Genomic DNA, 16868 nt, shown 5'->3' with positions numbered 1-16868 from the left:
CAAGAAAGTTTTTCGCAAGTTTCTCGTGCTGCGTTTACACTTTAGTTTCTCTTTATACGCAAAATTGGACTTAAAGACAGTCAGACAGCGGCGTAATTTGTCGCTGCTACCCGTCCATTGCATAAGATTAATACTGACTTTCTAATCTATTGAATTTAAAAAATTAATCTATTAATAATCAAATATTAAAAAAGATACCCCGCCAATAGCAGTACACTGCGCCGAACGTGTTTGACCAGGTATTCTTTTTTCATGTCTTTTGCCACTGCACCCCGACGCCTTTTGCCGGGCCTGCTGTCTTTGTGTGTCGTGTTGTCATTACCGTGTATCGCCAAAGTTCAGCCTGTCTTATCAAATACCCCCTTAAACTATGCGGCGCAGTTGCGTATGCGTAATCGTGCCCGTTTACTAAAGCAGTATCATGTGCAGGTAAAAAAGCAGGCCAGCTACGTGGTAGAAGGTAATGCGGAAAGTAAAAAGGCATTGCGCCAGCAGAATCGCGTGCAGATTAAACAGCACCCGGAGTGGTTCCCAGGTCCGCTTAAAGCCAGCGATCATCGCTGGCAGGAACTCGCCGAAAATCCTCATTTTCTCAGTAGCGATCACCTGCACAACATCACCGAAGTGGCGATTCATCGCCTTGAGCAACAGTTAGGTAAACCGTATCTGTGGGGGGGAACCCGTCCGGATGAAGGCTTTGACTGCAGCGGGCTCGTTTTCTATGCCTACAATAAAATTCTGGCGGCGAAACTGCCCCGTACTGCCAATGAAATGTATCACTATCGGCGGGCGACAATTGTCTCTAATCGCGATTTACGTCGTGGTGATTTACTGTTTTTCCATATTCACAGCCGGGATATTGCCGATCATATGGGCGTCTATTTGGGGCAGGGGCAATTTATTGAGTCGCCACGTACCGGCGAAACGATCCGGGTCAGCACCTTGTCCGAACCTTTCTGGCAGGATCATTATCTCGGTGCCCGACGAATTCTGACGGAAAATACAATTCTGTAATAGTCAGGCGGTACTTTCAGCACCGCCTCATCACGCGTTAGCTCAACGCGCCCATAATTTTTAATTCCAGCTCATCCGGCACTTCATTATACGACAGCACCTGTAGCCCCGGCGCGAACAGACGAGCATAGCGAGCGAGCAGCGGACGTAACTGTGGAGCGACCAACAATATCGGTTCTTTCCCCGCGGCTTTCATTTGTTCTTTTATCTGCGGCATATTGGTCTGGAACTGATTAAGCATATTCGGATCGACCGGTACGCTGTCGAGCATCACTTTGCCACTTTGCTGTGCCTGATTGACCACGTTTGCCAGTAAATTCTCCAGTTCACTATTGAGCGTGTAGACCGCCAGCTCATCTTTGCGTACAAACGGGTGAGTAATACTGCGACGCAGCGCAAGACGGACATCTGCCGTCAGCAGAATGGGATCTTTGGTGGTCGCGCTGCTGGCAACCAGCACGGTGGCAATGGTAACGATATCGCGTAATGAAACGCCTTCGATAAGCAGCGTCCGGTAAACCTTCAATAACTGGCTGTAATTCAGCGCTGCACTGAGATCTTCCGCCAGACGCGGTGCCATGGACGACAGGCGGTTATGTAACTGCGTAATATCATCGTAATTAAACAGATCGGGAATATAGCGACGAATAATCTTATTCACGTGCGTGGCAATGACGCTGGCGCTGTCAATAACCTGATACCCCATATTTAATGCCTTGGCTTTTTGCGCCGGCACAATCCAGGTAACGGGCATCCCGTAGGCCGGGTCGTTCCCTAACACGCCATCTATTTCGCCGTAAGTTTCGCTGGAGGGTAGCGCCATCAGCTTATCTGAGGGGATATCCGCCTCATCCGCTTTAATCCCATTGATGAAAATGGCGTACTGCGTGGGTTTCAGTCTGAAGTTTTCGCGGATACGAATTTCAGGCAGCAACACGCCGTTGCCGTCAGAAATCACCTGCCGCACGCCACGAATACGCTGGGTCAGCGGATTACCTTTCGATTTATCGACCAGCGCCACCAGCTTATAGCCCAGACTCAGGCTAATGGGCTCAATTAACGGAATGGTTTCCCAACTGACCTGCTGCTCGGTGGTTTCGGTGATGGTTTTGGTCAGCGTTTCGAGATTTTTCTCTTCAGTCTCGGCGACTTTCGGACGCTTGCTCATGCGCCAGGCGGTGAACCCTAACAGCGCCGTAAAAGCCAGGAACGGGAAATGTGGCATGCCCGGCACAACGGCCAGCACGAACATAATGCTGGTGGCGGTATAGAGCACCGAAGGGCTGGCCAGCAGCTGGCTACGTACGTCGGTAGCAATATCGCCGCTGTCGCTGACGCGCGTGACGATAATCGCTGCCGCCGTCGACAGCAGCAAAGACGGGATTTGCGCGACCAGGCCGTCACCGATGGTCATCAGCACGTATTGCTGGAACGCGGCCTCAGCGCTTAAATCGTATTTAAAGATCCCAATACAGACGCCGCCGATCAGGTTGATGGCCAGGATCATCATCCCGGCGATAGCGTCCCCACGCACGAACTTTGAAGCACCATCCATCGCACCGTAGAAATCTGCCTCACCCGCCACGTCTTTGCGTCGTGTTTGCGCCTGCGCCTGGTTGATCAACCCGGCATTCAGATCGGCATCAATCGCCATCTGTTTACCGGGCATCGCGTCCAGCGTAAAGCGGGCGGACACCTCGGAGATACGTTCAGCACCTTTGGTGACCACGATAAAGTTGATGATCATCAGGATGATAAACACCACAAAGCCGACTACGAAGTTACCGCCGATCACCACCTGACCGAAGGACTCGATCACTTTACCGGCGGCACCGGCACCCATATGGCCATGCAGTAACACCACGCGCGTTGACGCCACGTTTAGCGTCAGTCGCATCAGGGTGGTAATCAGCAAAATGGTCGGGAACAGGCTGAATTCGAGTGGTCGTTTTGCGGAAACGGCCACCAATAGCACCATCACCGCCAGCACGATGTTAAAGGTGAACAGAATATCCAAAAGTGCAGGTGGTAACGGCAGGATCACCATCGCCAGAATACACAGGATCACCAGCGGCACGCCGATATTGCCGTTACGCAGCAGCGCCATGAATTGTTTAGTTATTTTCGGCATCCAGTTTAAGAACCTCTTTTGGAATGGAAATATGTCTGTTCAGTGAAGGGCGTGCTTGTGCTCCGTCACGCCAGTGTTTCATTTGCAGGACGTAGGTCAGGACGTGGGCAATCGCCCGATAAAGTTGAAACGGAATTTGCTGATTCACCTGGGTGGTGTAATAAACAGAGCGTGCCAGCTTGGGAAACTCAACGACTTCAATGTTGTTCTCTGCAGCGACCTGGCGGATATACAGTGCAATTTCATCCGTGCCTTTGGCGACAACGAACGGCGCGGCGGCGCGAGCATGGTCATACTGTAAGGCGACGGCGTAGTGCGTTGGGTTGACGATCACTACGTTGGCCTTCGGTACCACTTTGCGAATTTGGCCCATCGCCATTTGCCGTTGCAAACGCCGGATCCTCGCTTTAACCTCTGGTTTACCTTCCTGGTTTTTATATTCTTCTTTTATTTCCTGCTTGGTCATCTTCAGCCCTTTGGTGAACATTTTTTTCGCCAGAGGAACGTCCACGAGAGCAAAAAAGATAAACAAGATGACAAAGTTGCGCATCACGCTGCTGTAGAGTGATAGACCATCGCTAATCGCCTGTTTAAAAAATAGCTCTTGTAACCCGAGAAACGAGGCAAAGTTATTGCGCAGGGTTATCCACAGCATGATTAAAAGCACGATAGCCTTCAGCGTCATTTTTCCGGTTTCCACCAGATGCTCTGTGGAGAACAGACGCCCTATGCCCTTAATCGGACTTAACTTGCTGAAGTCCGGTAAAATTTTCTTCGGCAGGAACAGCCATCCACCCGGCACCAGCGAGGCAAACAGGGCGGCTACGGGCATCGGCAACAGCGTCAGAATAAATTTCGCCAGAATCAGCAGATGATGTTCGAGGAACTGTCCGATGATATCCGGGTCATTAATATTCTGTGCGTACTGATGCACGCTGATGAAGCTTTCGCGCACGAAATCTTCATACCAGGGAAAGCTGCTGGAGATCACCATAAATGCGGCAAACAAGCTGGCGGCAAGCCCCATGTCTTTTGAACGCGGGATCTGCCCATCCTCTCTGGCTTTGCGAAGTTTTTGCGCCGAGGGTTTTTCTGTTTTTTCTTCGCTGCTGCTATCCGCCATAGTGTCCCTTTAGCGCGTCGAGCTGCTGCAGGACGAAATTCGCCAGGTGCAGATAGTGGTCGGGCAGGTTGTACAGCAGGGTGGCGAAACAGACCAGACCCGCCAGCATATTGATAGGAAAGCCCAGGGAATAAAGGTTGAGTGGGGGCGCAATGCGGTTCAGCAGACCAAAGCAGCCCTGAACAACCAGCATGATAAACGTGGTTGGTAGCGCCAGCAGCGTGGCGGCTGCAAATACCCAGCCCAGCGCCAGGGAAATAGTGCGGAGAGATTGCGGATGCAGCGCATTGCCAATCGGCCAGTAGGTAAAGCTTTTGAATAAAATACTCACCAGCAGCAGATGCCCATCCATCGCGAAGAACAGAATTACCGCGTAAATGTTGATCATTTCCGCCAGCACTGTCGTCGATGCGCCGCTGCTGGGATCGTTCATCACCGCCATACTCATCCCCATATTAAACGAGAGGATCTGCCCGGCTAGCTGGAGTGCTAAAAACAGAAACTGCAGCATCAGGCCAAACAACATACCCCACAGAAACTGTTCTGCGGTCAGGATGATGCTGTTTATTGACAGCAGGCTGCTGGGGACGGGGTGGGGGATCAACGGCGTAATGATGAATGCCAGCGCCAGTGACAGCACGATACGTATGCGGACCGTCAGCGCGGCGTTATCCAGCACCGGCGCATAGTGTATAAACGCCATAATGCGCACGAAGGGAAACCACATGCCCAGGATCAGGCTGCTTAGCTGTGTGATATCGGTTTCGCGCATGTCAGTGCACCAGAATGGCGGCCTGAGTGAACAGATGCACGCAGAGATCGCTCAACTGGACGATCATCCATTTCCCGGCAATCCCCAATACTGCCAGCGTGACAATCAGCCTGGGTAAAAAGCTGAGGGTCTGTTCGTTAATCTGCGTCACCGCCTGGAAAATGCTGACCAACAGGCCGACCAACAGGCTGGGCACGACCAGCACGCAGACCAGGATAATCACGACTTTTATGCCGCTGGCGACAATATCGGCTGCTACATCAATCGTTAACATAATTATCCCAGCCCCAGGCCGCGAATACTGGAGGTGAGCGTCCCGACGGTCAGCGCCCAGCCATCGATCAGCACGAAGAGCATCAGCTTAAAGGGGAGTGAAACGATCAACGGTGACAACATCATCATGCCCATTGCCATCAACACGCTGGCGACGATCAGGTCGATCACCAGGAACGGAATGTAAATCATGAAGCCTATCTGAAAGGCCGTTTTCAGCTCGCTCAGGACATAGGCGGGAACCACAATGGAGAGATCCTGATCTGCCGCGTTACCGTGCGCATTGGCGATAGTCATGATCTGCGCAATGGCTTTTTTGTTGGTCTGCGCCAACATAAAGCGTTTTAGCGGTGAGGCGGCGGTGCTTAGCGCGTCAGAAAGCGTAATCTGGTCGTTTTCAAAAGGCACCACGGCATGATCGTAGATGTTGATCCAGATGGGCCGCATTACCAGCATGGTTAACGACAGTGCGATGCCAATCAGGATGCGGTTGGGCGGCGTTTGCTGCAGCCCCAGCGCCTGACGTAGCAACGAGAGGACAATAATAAAACGGGTAAAACAGGTCATCATCAGCACCAGCGTAGGCAGAATGCCCACCAGCGTCATCAGTAGCAGAACCTGAATCTTGACGCTGTATTCCTGGCTATTACCGTGTGAAATCACATTCAGCAACGGGATATCTCCCCCTTGCGCACAGGCAAAGGGAGAAAGGATGAGCAACGAGATACCCAGTACCAGAGTGAAGGTAGGTGCGCGTTTCATGGGGCCAGATCGTTGATTTCATGCGTGTTGAATTCAAGGACCCGCAGGCCATATTTTTCATTCACTACCACCACCTCGGCCTTACCCAGCAGGATATTGTTCACTTTAATATCCAGCGGCTCCCCTGCGAGTTTGTCCATCTCAATGACGGTGTCATCATCAATGTTCAGCAGGTCAGACAGCATGATCTCTACCGAGGAGACTTCCAGCGTTAACGTTACCGGAATACGCTTGAGGAGGGTCATGGATTCGGAAAAACGATCTTCTAACCGCGTCACCAGTGTTTCGGTGACCGACACCGCAGACGCTGTGGTGGCTTCCGGGGTTAACTCGAAGCCTTGCTCTAAAATATCTTGTTGCTTACTCATAGGATTTCTCAGTCTTACTCGTTAACTCGGACAAAAACAGTTTGTCTTTATCTTCGACGATCAGGGCGTTAAATAATTCGGACTTCCCGATATAAACCGGGAACGTATCTGGCATCGCAATGGGTAAAATATCTCCCGGCTTAATGGTCGTCAGGTCGGCAACATTGAGCGGGATCTCGGCTATCTTCACGTTCATGGTCAGCGGCAGCGTATTAATAATCTCTTTGATCAGTGTTTTTTTACGCGCTTGGGCGTGGGGTTTATCAACCAGCTTTTTTTTATCACCATGTTCACTACGACGAATCAAATTCAAAATATAATCAGTATGTGAATCATCGAGTAAGATCCTGAAACTGGCGTTCTCATCATCGCCTAGTATAAATATCAGTTGATAAGCCCAGTGGGTCTGGACGGTGCTGCTGTCGGGCTTAAGCGTGAGTGGGATACCGGATATGTTTTTATTAAAAATGATATTACAGGTATCAAGTGCCAGTCGACTTTTCAACCGGGTTTCGGTTTTGGTGGGTAAATCTTCTGATGACTTTTCGTCAATCATTGATGACGTCAGACCATAGAAGTTACCTAGCAGCATTAACAATAATGTGCGGTCAATATCAAATGCCAAATGGCCAACTTGCGAAATTAATAACTCAGCACTCTTGTTAATAACATCCATCTCGCAGTGTATCTTCTTGAGTGTTATATTTGTGCGGTGTTTCTTCAGGAAATAGTTTCCGAGATGTGATTCAATTGTATCAAAATTACCCGTAAACATAGTCGGCAGACGATGATATGGACGCCCAAGCCGGTTTCCTTCAAGCTTAAAGATTCCGGGTGTTTGACTATATTTCAGCATGGTACACGTTCTCAGCCGTAATTTTGTTGATGGATGAATAAATATCACATCCCGACGTTATCAAAGAAAATACAAATCCATTTAATTTTTTGAGCATCCTTGACGCTATTCTCTTTTGTTGGGGACCATGACCTATAAAATGAGGTGCATGGGAACATCGATAATCTCGGGCTGGATATTAAATATTCTGCCCCTCTCTTCTGCAAGTTATTAATGATGTGGTTCTATAATTAAAAAATTATTAATCATATAACTGTGACATTCTCACCAGTTAGCGGCAGCGCTACAAATGCCTTTTTCATGCTTAATTTCTACACGCAAATCATTGTAACTCATTGTTTTTAAATGAATAATATTTTTATTATCTTTTAATTTAAGATTGTTAACAGCACCAGTGGTAATCTTTTTTTAGGAAAAAACCTATTTGAAAATAGTCTTCGAAGGGGCTGCCATGTGGAAGGGCAGTAAAACATGAACAGGGACTGGATGAAAAACATGGCACGGGCGATATCTATTATTCGATAATGTGCTCGCTTTGGAATAATTTGTATATTTCTCGTTATGGATGTTAACTTTACTTCTAAGTGTAAAATAATCATGTTTGAACTTATTGCCGAAGCAACCTCCAGCATCAATGCATTTGCACTAGCTAAGCGTATTGCTGCTTTTAATGTTCCTGTCCTTGTTCATGGTGAAACGGGGACGGGTAAAGAATGTGTTGCGAAATTTATACATTCTATTGCATTTGCACAGGACTCTCTGGCGCCTTATATCGGCGTTAACTGTGCTGCTATTCCTGAAAATATGCTCGAAGCTACGTTATTTGGTTATGACAAAGGTGCATTTACTGGGGCCGTTGCGACCGTACCGGGAAAAATGGAATTAGCCAATAATGGCACTTTACTGCTCGACGAAATCGGCGACATGCCGTTAGCACTACAGGCGAAGATTTTGCGTGTTTTGCAGGAACAACAGGTTGAACGCCTGGGCAGTAATCGTTTAATTAAACTTAACTTCCGCCTTATTGCCTGCACCAATAAAAATCTTGAAGCCGAAGTTGCCGCAGGACGTTTCAGAGAAGATCTCTATTATCGCATGTCGGTTATCCCGGTGACGATGCCGCCGCTGCGCGAGCGGATGGAAGACATTATTCCTCTGGCTGAATCCTTTATCAAAAAATACTCCACGGTACTGGCGAAGAATATCAAACTCTCAGAGTCATCGCGGCGAGCATTACTCAGCTACGCCTGGCCGGGCAATGTACGCCAGCTAGAAAATGCCATTCAACGTGGCATGATTTTGAATCGAGATGGCGTAATTTATCCCGATACCTTGGGGCTTCCGTCTGTGGGATCCGATTCCTGGAGCGAGCCTGAATGGCAACCTAAGCCCAGTCCGCAAATAAGCGAAGGCGATAATTTGGGCCAGCATGGCCGCAGCGCGCAATATCAGTATATCGCTGACTTGATGCGCAAATATCAGGGCAATAAAACCAAAATTGCGGATTTACTAGGCATTACCCCACGTGCGCTTCGTTATCGTCTGGCGTCAATGAGAAAACAGGGAATCGAAATCTTCTCCTGAATCCGTTGGTCGTGCAGCGAGCACTTTTTTCATTTTAAGAGTAGGTCATGAGCATAAATATCCTAGCCCCAGCCAGTACGATGCAGACGCAAATGATGCAGGACATGCAGCAGATGAAGGAGGTCGCGCAGTCGCCCATCCTCTCGCCGATGCAGATTAACCGTGTTGGTGCGCAGTCGGCATCATCTCAGGTCTCCTTTGGCCAGATTATGCAAGGGGCGCTGAATCATGTTGATCAATATCAGCAGGTCGCCGAGCAACAACAAACGGCCGTTGAGATGGGCAAAAGCGATGATCTGGCGGGGGCAATGATCGCCAGCCAACAGGCATCGCTGTCGTTCTCCGCGCTGGTTCAGGTCAGAAATAAAGTTGCTTCTGGATTCAATGACCTGATGAGCATGTCAGTCTAACGCTATGAATGAATTAATAAAAAAAATAACGCAATCCTTCCCGGCCGTGTCGTTAAAACTGGACGGCAATAAGCGCTGGGCGTTACTGGCAGCAGCGGCCATTGCGGCTACGGCGATAATTGTCAGCGTGCTGTGGAATGGGAATCACGGCTACGTTTCGCTGTACGGTCGACAGGAAAACCTGCCGGTATCCCAGATAGTCACCGTACTGGATGGCGAAAAGCTGGAATACCGTATCGATCCGCAAAGTGGGCAGATTCTGGTTCCTGACGATGCGCTGTCCAAAACGCGAATGACCCTTGCCGCCAAAGGTGTGCAGGCGATGTTGCCCAGCGGCTACGAGCTGATGGACAAAGACGAAGTGCTGGGCAGCAGCCAATTTGTGCAGAACATCCGCTATAAGCGCAGCCTTGAAGGTGAACTGGCGCAAAGCGTCATGACGCTGGATTCTGTCGAAAGCGCGCGCGTGCATCTGGCACTGAATGAAGAAAGTTCGTTTGTCGTCAGCGATGAGCCGCAAAACAGCGCCTCGGTGGTGGTGCGACTGCACTATGGCGCGAAGCTGAATATGGATCAGGTCAATGCCATTGTGCATCTGGTTTCCGGGAGTATTCCGGGTCTGAATGCGTCGAAAGTTAGCGTCGTCGATCAGGCCGGTAATCTGCTGACCGACGGGATCGCCTCGGGCGAGGCCGTTTCAGCCGCGACCCGCAAACACGATCAGATCCTCAAAGACATTCAGGATAAAACGCGTGCCAGCCTGGCGAACGTGCTCGATTCGCTGGTGGGGGCAGGTAATTACCGGGTGAGCGTGATGCCCGATCTCGATCTGAGCAATATTGACGAAACAAAAGAGCATTACGGCAACGATCCGAAACTCAACCGCGAAGAGAATGTTCTGGATAGCGATACCAACCAAATCGCGATGGGGATCCCGGGTTCACTCAGCAATCGTCCGCCGCTGGCCCCCAATCAGGTTGCGACTGGAGCGACTGATACCACTGCCGACTCACGCGATCCTGCCGCGCTGTCAAAACACAGCGAAAGCAAGCGCGATTACTCCTATGACCGCAGCGTGCAGCACATCCAGCGTCCTGGATTTACAGTTAACCGCTTGAATGTGGCGGTAGTGCTTAATCAGAGCGCACCGGCGCTGAAAGGCTGGAAGCCTGAGCAAACCGCGCAGTTGACCGCGTTGCTGAACAATGCGGCGGGTATCGACGCCCAGCGCGGCGATAATCTGTCTCTGTCCCTGCTTAACTTTGTGCCGCAGGCGGTCCCGGTAGAACCGGTTATCCCGTTCTGGAAGGATGACAGCATTCTGGCCTGGGTACGCATGATCGGCTGCGGCCTGCTAGCGCTGCTGCTCCTGTTGTTCGTGGTGCGCCCGGTGATGAAGCGTCTGACGGCGATACGGCAAAAACCGCGTCCTCATGAGCCTGTGATGGACGTGGATGTACTGCCTGTCCCGGCAGCGCAACTTACCGCTGCGGATGATGAACGCAAAAATATTGAACTGCCTTCTTTCCCTGGCGACGACAGCCTGCCTTCGCAGAGTTCCGGTCTGGAAGTGAAGCTGGAGTTCCTGCAAAAACTGGCGATGAGCGACACCGATCGCGTAGCTGAAGTTCTCAGACAATGGATTACCAGCAATGAGCGAATTGACAACAAGTAACGGCAGTACCAACAGCTACCTGGAACAGGCCGCAATTCTATTGTTGTGTCTGGGAGAGGAAGCGGCAGCGACGGTGATGCAAAAGCTCAGCCGTGAAGAGGTGGTTCGCCTGAGTGAAAATATGGCGCGTCTGTCCGGGGTGAAAACCAGCATGGCGAGAAAGGTCATCAATAATTTCTTTGATGAGTTCCGCGAGCAGAGTGGCATCAATGGTGCATCGCGCTCGATGCTGCAAGGTATTTTAAATAAAGCGCTGGGCACTGAAATCGCCAGTAGCGTAATCAATGGGATCTATGGCGATGAGATCCGCTCACGTATGGCGCGTTTGCAGTGGGTCGAGCCGCGTCAGTTGGCGATCTTGATCTCGGAAGAACACCTGCAATTGCAGGCGGTATTTCTCGCTTTTTTGACACCGGAAATTTCGGCCACGGTGCTCTCGTATATGAACGAGTCGGTGCAGAATGAGATCCTCTATCGGGTGGCGAAACTGAATGACGTGAATCGGGACGTCGTCGATGAGTTGGATCGTCTGATTGAACGTGGTTTATCGGTGCTGTCCGAACATGGCTCGAAAGTGAAAGGCATCAAACAGGCGGCCGACATCGTCAACCGCTTCCAGGGCAACCAGCAGGTGATCCTCGACCAACTGCGTGAACGCGATGAAGATGTGCTGGAACAGCTACAGGATGAGATGTACGACTTCTTTATTCTGAGCCGTCAAACTGATGAGGTACGTCGTCGCTTGCTCGACGAAGTGCCGATGGAAGACTGGGCGGTGGCGCTGAAAGGCACCGAGACGCTGCTACGTCGTTCTATTTATGCGGTTATGCCGAAGCGTCAGGCGCAGCAACTGGAAGCGATCACCTCGCGTCTTGGCCCGGTGCCGGTGAGTCGCATTGAACAAATCCGCCGTGAAATCATGGGGATTGCCCGTGAACTTGAAGAAGCGGGTGAAATTCAGCTACAGCTGTTTGCTGAACAGACGGCGGAGTAAACCATGGCGATTGAAACCATTCGTGGTCGTTACCGACTGCACCGCTTTCCTCCGCGTCAGCGCCATTTGCAAACAGAGCAGCTCACGCCGGGGATTACCCCGGCGGATTATCAACGCCAGTTAATGGACGGTTTCCAGGAAGGGCTGCAAAAAGGCTTTGAACAGGGAATGACTGAAGGTCATGAACAGGGCTTTCAGGAAGGGCATCAAAAGGGCCAGGAAGAGGGCTCTCGTCAGGGGTATACCGAAGGCAGCCTCGCCGGGCAGCAGGAAGGGCGCAAACAATTTGCCCTCGCGGCACAACCGCTGGACGGTATTTCTGGCCAGGTGAATGACTACCTGGCGCACATTCAGCGTAAACAACGGGAAGACCTGTTGCAACTGGTTGAAAAGGTGACCCGTCAGGTGATTCGCTGTGAACTGGCGCTGCAACCGACGCAACTCCTCTCACTGGTCGAAGAGGCGATCTCGGCCTTTCCGACCCTGCCCGAGTCGTTACAGGTGCTGCTGAGTAACGACGAGTTTAATCGCATCAAAGATGCTGCGCCGGAAAAGGTGAATGAATGGGGGCTGACGCCTTCAGCCGATTTGCAGGCGGGCGAATGCCGGGTCATTACCGATAAGTCCGAGCTGGATATCGGCTGCGAACACCGGCTCGATCAATGCATGTCGGCACTGAAAGAGACGTTGCTGCCGGAGCCGCAGGGTGAGTGACCCTTCATTCTTTGACAACGCGTTGCGCGCTATTGAGTCGATTCCGCTTGCCCGGGTTGCCGGCCGACTGGTGCGGGTGAACGGTATTTTGCTCGAGAGCGTGGGGTGCCCGCTGATGACCGGCCAACTGTGCCGCGTTGAAAGTGCCAACCACACGTTAATTGATGCGCAGGCAGTGGGGTTTAATCGTGACATTACCTACCTGATGCCCTTCAAACATCCAGTCGGGCTGATGGCAGGTGCACGGGTGTTCCCCGAAGAAAAAGCCCAGGAAATTTTGATTAGCGAAAGCTGGTTGGGTCGGGTGGTCAACGGCCTCGGCGAACCGCTGGATGCCAAAGGGCGTCTGACCGGCAATGACGTACTGCCGTCTCAAGCCCCGTCAATCAACCCGCTTACCCGTCAGTCAGTTAATCAACCGCTGGATGTCGGTGTGAAGGCCATCAATGGATTATTAACCATCGGTAAGGGCCAGCGAGTTGGGCTAATGGCGGGGAGTGGTGTCGGCAAAAGCGTGCTGCTGGGGATGATCACCCGCCAGACCAAGGCTGATATCGTGGTGGTTGGGCTTATCGGCGAGCGCGGCCGTGAAGTAAAAGAATTTATCGATCACTCGCTGGGGGCAGAAGGACTGGCAAAATCGATTATCGTCGCCGCCCCGGCGGATGAATCCCCCCTCATGCGCTTAAAAGCCACCGAGCTGTGTCATTCTATCGCCGCGTGGTTTCGTGACCGCGGCCACCACGTTTTACTGCTGGTGGATTCACTCACCCGTTACGCCATGGCGCAGCGCGAAATAGCGCTTTCTCTGGGGGAACCCCCGGCGACCAAAGGCTATCCGCCGTCGGCATTTGGCATGATCCCAAAGCTGGTGGAAAGCGCGGGCAACAGCGAAAGCACAGGATCGATGACCGCTATTTATACGGTGCTGGCGGAAGGGGACGATCAGCAGGATCCGATCGTTGACTGCGCGCGCGCGGTGCTGGATGGGCACATCGTATTGACCCGCAAGCTGGCGGAAGGCGGGCATTACCCCGCTATCGATATTGCCCAGTCGATCAGTCGCTGCATGACCCAGGTCACCCGCCCGGAGCACCAGCAGGCCGCTCGGGCGCTAAAACAGAACTACGCCGCCTACATGGAAATCAAACCGTTGATTCCGCTCGGTGGCTATGTTGCAGGCGCTGACCCCGGCGTTGACAAAGCGGTCAAAATTTTCCCGGCGATTGAGCGTTTTCTGCGTCAGGAGGTGAGCGAACCCGCCTCTTTGGAGCTGGTACAAAATCGTCTGCAGGCCCTTTTCCCGGTCGCCAAATCGAAAGCAGAAGGTAAATAACCGTGCGACAGATTCTTGATACCCTGGCGCAACTCCAGCGCCTGCGGGATAAATCAGTAAAAGACATCACGGTGCAGTTGGCGAAACAACAACAGCTGTGCTCTGGCTATGAAAACAACATCAAAGCGCTAGGCTACCTGGTGCAAAAAACCGGTCCCGGGGTTGATGCTCCAGGCATTGAATCTCTCAAAAATGTGTCCGGCTATAAAAGCACGCTGCGCAAGGTGATTGCCTGGCAAGAGCAGGAAAAGACGCTGGCGAAAATTAAAGAAGTGCGTATCCAGAAAAACCTGATCGCAGCGGCCTGCCAGGAAAAAATCGTTGCCATGACGCTGGATGAAAAACGGCAAGATCTGCAGGACGAAGTCGCTATCAAGGAACAGAAGATCGTGGATGAGATTGCCACGCAGTGTTGGTTACGTAATAAGGTCTTTCGGCAAGAATGAAAACAATCATCACGTTTGGCACCTTTGATGTATTTCACGTTGGTCATCTCAATATCCTGCAACGGGCGAAGCAGTTAGGCGGGAAACTGGTGGTAGGGGTCTCTTCTGATGCGCTCAATATCGCTAAGAAAGGGCGGACACCGGTGTACAGCCAGTCTGACCGGATGGGAATTGTGGCGGGGTTAAAATGCGTGGATCGCGTGTTTCTCGAAGAGTCGCTGGAACTAAAAGCCGATTATATCCGCCAGTTCAATGCCGACATGTTAGTGATGGGGGATGACTGGGCGGGCCGCTTTGATAGCTTCTCGTATCTTTGTGACGTCGTTTATTTCCCTCGGACACCGGCCATTTCGACCACCACGATTATTGAGGTGGTCAAGACATATAAGTAGGACATATGTGCCAAGGCATTATTCTGCTATGGAATACAATGATTTTCTATTTATTCACTATGCTTGTAAGCCAAGTGATAAAGCTCTGAAATATGCTTTACTTTCATTCCGAATTTGGAAAAAAGTATATCGAGGGATTTGTTAGAGTAGATGGTGATATGTCCATTACGTGGCGCTATATACCAAAAATTCATCAGCTTATTTAGATGGAAATCGTTAGTCAGTGTTGAAAAGAAATATTTACCATTATTTTGATCTAAAAGAGAGTCTATCATCTCCATAGTCTTTACTGGCGTTGGTGTATGCTCCATGACTTCAAATGACGTTATAAACTCATACTTTTCATTTGGTATGGTGGCTGAATTATTGAAGGGGTCCCAACCAACCACATCTGTGCCATATTCTTGTAATAACTGTACCAGCTGTCCGTCACCGCAACCAAAATCTAGCATACGGAAATTTTGTAGATTTTTGAATGCATTGCGAAGTAAGTTGAAGTTGTGAAGAGATCTTTTTCAAATAAAATTAGGATCATGTTTTATATATTCGTCATTGTAAATGTATCTGGAGTAATCTGCATCAGACCATTTATCAAAGGCGTGGCTGTATATCAATCCACAGTTCTTGCATTTATAATAATAGACGGCATGGCCGCTTAGCGGATAGTTATATCGGTGAACGTTGTTTCCATAGCAAGAAACATTAAAGTCAGTTACGCCATAAATATCAGCTTCAGTATCGCAAATTTTGCAATGTGGTGATGAAGTAGTATGTAATTTCATTATTTTCTTAATAAAAAATAGGTTAATAATTGATATTTGTTATCGCAGGACTTTCTTTCCACCAATCCATAATTCAAGTTGTTGCTGCAAATCATGAAAATTATCAGCGATAACCTGTGCCATATCGGGAGAGAAAAAATGTGTGATATGTGGGTGTGCTCCTCCCACTCGCTGTCGGTTTACTTTTTCAAGATCGATAAAAGGGATTGCAGATTTGTTATATTTTAATAAGCTTAAAATATCAAGCTGGTTTGTTGGGTCAGTTTTCCATAAAAACATCTGATATTTTTTATCCACCTTCAATAAATGGAAATACTCATTAGTGGCAGCATACCCCTTCTTTAATGGGCTACCATTGTGCAGACTTTTTTGTTGGGAAAAGAGATTACGACTAAAACAGACCTTACGTTTGGGCGTTAAGGCAAAAAATTGATTATCTTCACAAGGTGTTGTAGGAATCGTCAGTAAATTTAAAACAGTGTTATGCAGATCAACCATGCTAACCATGTGATTTATATCGCAAGATTTCATTCCCGGACAGAAAATAAACGCGGGGGTGTGCACTAATGAAGTGTATGGCTCTATTCCATGGGCGTATCCACCATTAAATCCATGCCCCCAGAAATCATCACCATGGTCGCCGAACCCGACAATAATAGTATTGTCCAGTTTTCCTGCATCGAGTAGTATTTTAATCGTTTGGCCAATCATTATATCCATACTTTGGTATCCGCGTTGCCATCTGTCGAGACTGTTTTTACCGCCTTTTTTTATCTCATCGTGGTAACAAAGATGGCTGCTTAAGTTCCATAAATATAAAGCAAAAGGCTCAGTCTGTGACACGACCTGGCGCATTTCAGCGAGAATGGTCGCCGATGTGTCGTACCAGTTGAATGAGTCTGTTTCGCTCCATATTGAATCAACATTGGCCCAGTTTTTAGGATATCCCATTCCTGCGGTACGATAACCATGTTGTTTCAGGGTATCAAAAAGTGGCGGGCAGCGACGCTTAAGGGTAATATTTGTCTCGAGGTGAGTATTATGCTCAAGCGTATTGTCTTCGCCATGTAACAGGTCGCTGAAGGCCATAAGTGAAGATGTCGCGCTGGATATGAAGTTGTTAAACCTAATGGATTGCGAATTTATTTTGCTAAGGAATGGAAACCATTCCCTGTGGCTAAAAATTGTCTGATTGAGACTTTCAAGATGTAGAAATATGATGTTTTTATTCATTTT

The 16868-nt window shown here is 49.8% G+C and carries 17 protein-coding genes and 1 pseudogene; 9 read left to right on the top strand and 9 right to left on the bottom strand.

Annotated elements, in window-relative coordinates:
* Window positions 1–252 precede the first annotated feature (252 nt).
* Window positions 253–1014 carry a C40 family peptidase gene (locus FDX22_RS16765; protein ID WP_096758196.1) on the top strand — a complete coding sequence of 254 codons (762 nt, stop codon included), beginning with the start codon at window positions 253–255 and terminating at the stop codon, window positions 1012–1014.
* Between the two features lie 37 nt (window positions 1015–1051).
* Here the strand turns inward: FDX22_RS16765 and flhA are convergent, their stop codons facing one another.
* From flhA to FDX22_RS16730, 7 genes are read right to left on the bottom strand one after another with little or no spacing between them, the layout of a single operon-like run.
* Window positions 1052–3145 carry a flagellar biosynthesis protein FlhA gene (gene flhA / locus FDX22_RS16760; RefSeq protein ID WP_117342004.1) on the bottom strand — a complete coding sequence of 698 codons (2094 nt, stop codon included), beginning with the start codon at window positions 3143–3145 and terminating at the stop codon, window positions 1052–1054.
* Window positions 3129–4268 carry a flagellar biosynthesis protein FlhB gene (flhB, locus tag FDX22_RS16755; RefSeq protein ID WP_137363204.1) on the bottom strand — a complete coding sequence of 380 codons (1140 nt, stop codon included), beginning with the start codon at window positions 4266–4268 and terminating at the stop codon, window positions 3129–3131. The genes flhA and flhB overlap by 17 nt, the downstream gene beginning before the upstream one ends.
* Entirely contained in the window at window positions 4258–5040 is a 783-nt protein-coding gene (fliR, locus tag FDX22_RS16750) for a flagellar biosynthetic protein FliR (RefSeq protein ID WP_117342006.1), read from the bottom strand. The genes flhB and fliR overlap by 11 nt, the downstream gene beginning before the upstream one ends.
* Before the next feature lies 1 nt (window position 5041).
* The gene (locus tag FDX22_RS16745; RefSeq protein WP_117342007.1) at window positions 5042–5314 is read right to left on the bottom strand and encodes a flagellar biosynthetic protein FliQ; all 273 of its coding nucleotides are present in this window, start codon (window positions 5312–5314) and stop codon (window positions 5042–5044) included.
* 2 nt (window positions 5315–5316) lie between these two features.
* A complete protein-coding gene (gene fliP / locus FDX22_RS16740) occupies window positions 5317–6075 on the bottom strand; it encodes a flagellar type III secretion system pore protein FliP (RefSeq protein WP_117342008.1) in 759 nt (252 codons plus the stop codon).
* Window positions 6072–6443 (bottom strand): FliM/FliN family flagellar motor switch protein, encoded by a 372-nt coding sequence (locus tag FDX22_RS16735; protein WP_117342009.1) that lies wholly within the window; start codon window positions 6441–6443, stop codon window positions 6072–6074. Before FDX22_RS16735 ends, fliP begins: the two co-directional genes overlap by 4 nt.
* Window positions 6436–7299, bottom strand: a complete 864-nt coding sequence (locus tag FDX22_RS16730; protein WP_117342010.1) for a FliM/FliN family flagellar motor switch protein — start codon at window positions 7297–7299, stop codon at window positions 6436–6438. The genes FDX22_RS16735 and FDX22_RS16730 overlap by 8 nt, the downstream gene beginning before the upstream one ends.
* Before the next feature lie 597 nt (window positions 7300–7896).
* On the opposite strand from FDX22_RS16730, the gene FDX22_RS16725 reads away from it, so the two are divergent.
* From FDX22_RS16725 to FDX22_RS16690, 8 genes are read left to right on the top strand one after another with little or no spacing between them, the layout of a single operon-like run.
* A complete protein-coding gene (locus FDX22_RS16725) occupies window positions 7897–8883 on the top strand; it encodes a sigma-54-dependent Fis family transcriptional regulator (RefSeq protein WP_146717504.1) in 987 nt (328 codons plus the stop codon).
* Window positions 8884–8930: 47 nt separating this feature from the next.
* Window positions 8931–9293 (top strand): flagellar hook-basal body complex protein FliE, encoded by a 363-nt coding sequence (locus tag FDX22_RS16720; protein ID WP_117342012.1) that lies wholly within the window; start codon window positions 8931–8933, stop codon window positions 9291–9293.
* 4 nt (window positions 9294–9297) lie between these two features.
* A complete protein-coding gene (gene fliF, locus FDX22_RS16715; protein WP_146717503.1) occupies window positions 9298–10968 on the top strand; it encodes a flagellar basal-body MS-ring/collar protein FliF in 1671 nt (556 codons plus the stop codon).
* Window positions 10946–11962, top strand: coding sequence for a flagellar motor switch protein FliG (locus FDX22_RS16710; protein ID WP_117342014.1), 1017 nt, complete (start codon window positions 10946–10948; stop codon window positions 11960–11962). The genes fliF and FDX22_RS16710 overlap by 23 nt, the downstream gene beginning before the upstream one ends.
* A gap of 3 nt (window positions 11963–11965) precedes the next feature.
* On the top strand, window positions 11966–12676 hold the full coding sequence (gene fliH / locus FDX22_RS16705) for a flagellar assembly protein FliH (protein WP_135912538.1): 711 nt from the start codon (window positions 11966–11968) through the stop codon (window positions 12674–12676).
* On the top strand, window positions 12669–14012 hold the full coding sequence (fliI, locus tag FDX22_RS16700; RefSeq protein ID WP_117342016.1) for a flagellar protein export ATPase FliI: 1344 nt from the start codon (window positions 12669–12671) through the stop codon (window positions 14010–14012). Before fliH ends, fliI begins: the two co-directional genes overlap by 8 nt.
* A gap of 2 nt (window positions 14013–14014) precedes the next feature.
* The gene (fliJ, locus tag FDX22_RS16695; RefSeq protein ID WP_117342017.1) at window positions 14015–14458 is read left to right on the top strand and encodes a flagellar export protein FliJ; all 444 of its coding nucleotides are present in this window, start codon (window positions 14015–14017) and stop codon (window positions 14456–14458) included.
* Window positions 14455–14850: an adenylyltransferase/cytidyltransferase family protein gene (locus FDX22_RS16690; protein ID WP_146717502.1), complete on the top strand. Its 396-nt coding sequence runs from the start codon at window positions 14455–14457 to the stop codon at window positions 14848–14850. The genes fliJ and FDX22_RS16690 overlap by 4 nt, the downstream gene beginning before the upstream one ends.
* A gap of 50 nt (window positions 14851–14900) precedes the next feature.
* On the opposite strand, the pseudogene FDX22_RS16685 reads toward FDX22_RS16690, so the two are convergent.
* Both FDX22_RS16685 and FDX22_RS16680 read right to left on the bottom strand, forming a co-directional pair.
* A pseudogene (locus FDX22_RS16685) lies at window positions 14901–15329 on the bottom strand (class I SAM-dependent methyltransferase); the annotation flags it as partial.
* Window positions 15330–15671: 342 nt separating this feature from the next.
* Window positions 15672–16865 carry a sulfatase-like hydrolase/transferase gene (locus FDX22_RS16680; RefSeq protein ID WP_146717500.1) on the bottom strand — a complete coding sequence of 398 codons (1194 nt, stop codon included), beginning with the start codon at window positions 16863–16865 and terminating at the stop codon, window positions 15672–15674.
* Between the last annotated feature and the right edge of the window lie 3 nt (window positions 16866–16868).

The sequence above is a fragment of the Citrobacter sp. TBCS-14 genome, from assembly GCF_005280805.1.
GTDB lineage: Bacteria > Pseudomonadota > Gammaproteobacteria > Enterobacterales > Enterobacteriaceae > Citrobacter > Citrobacter gillenii.
This window is presented reverse-complemented; position numbering and strand designations above follow the sequence as displayed.

Bases quoted from the DNA above. Each gene is read 5' to 3' on its own strand.
- FDX22_RS16725 (WP_146717504.1), top strand. From the start codon at position 7,897: ATGTTTGAACTTATTGCCGAAGCAACCTCCAGCATCAATGCATTTGCA.
- fliR (WP_117342006.1), bottom strand. From the start codon at position 5,040: ATGCGCGAAACCGATATCACACAGCTAAGCAGCCTGATCCTGGGCATG.
- FDX22_RS16720 (WP_117342012.1), top strand. From the start codon at position 8,931: ATGAGCATAAATATCCTAGCCCCAGCCAGTACGATGCAGACGCAAATG.
- fliP (WP_117342008.1), bottom strand. From the start codon at position 6,075: ATGAAACGCGCACCTACCTTCACTCTGGTACTGGGTATCTCGTTGCTC.
- FDX22_RS16690 (WP_146717502.1), top strand. From the start codon at position 14,455: ATGAAAACAATCATCACGTTTGGCACCTTTGATGTATTTCACGTTGGT.
- fliF (WP_146717503.1), top strand. From the start codon at position 9,298: ATGAATGAATTAATAAAAAAAATAACGCAATCCTTCCCGGCCGTGTCG.
- FDX22_RS16745 (WP_117342007.1), bottom strand. From the start codon at position 5,314: ATGTTAACGATTGATGTAGCAGCCGATATTGTCGCCAGCGGCATAAAA.
- flhA (WP_117342004.1), bottom strand. From the start codon at position 3,145: ATGCCGAAAATAACTAAACAATTCATGGCGCTGCTGCGTAACGGCAAT.
- FDX22_RS16765 (WP_096758196.1), top strand. From the start codon at position 253: ATGTCTTTTGCCACTGCACCCCGACGCCTTTTGCCGGGCCTGCTGTCT.
- FDX22_RS16710 (WP_117342014.1), top strand. From the start codon at position 10,946: ATGAGCGAATTGACAACAAGTAACGGCAGTACCAACAGCTACCTGGAA.
- flhB (WP_137363204.1), bottom strand. From the start codon at position 4,268: ATGGCGGATAGCAGCAGCGAAGAAAAAACAGAAAAACCCTCGGCGCAA.
- FDX22_RS16680 (WP_146717500.1), bottom strand. From the start codon at position 16,865: ATGAATAAAAACATCATATTTCTACATCTTGAAAGTCTCAATCAGACA.
- FDX22_RS16730 (WP_117342010.1), bottom strand. From the start codon at position 7,299: ATGCTGAAATATAGTCAAACACCCGGAATCTTTAAGCTTGAAGGAAAC.
- FDX22_RS16735 (WP_117342009.1), bottom strand. From the start codon at position 6,443: ATGAGTAAGCAACAAGATATTTTAGAGCAAGGCTTCGAGTTAACCCCG.
- fliH (WP_135912538.1), top strand. From the start codon at position 11,966: ATGGCGATTGAAACCATTCGTGGTCGTTACCGACTGCACCGCTTTCCT.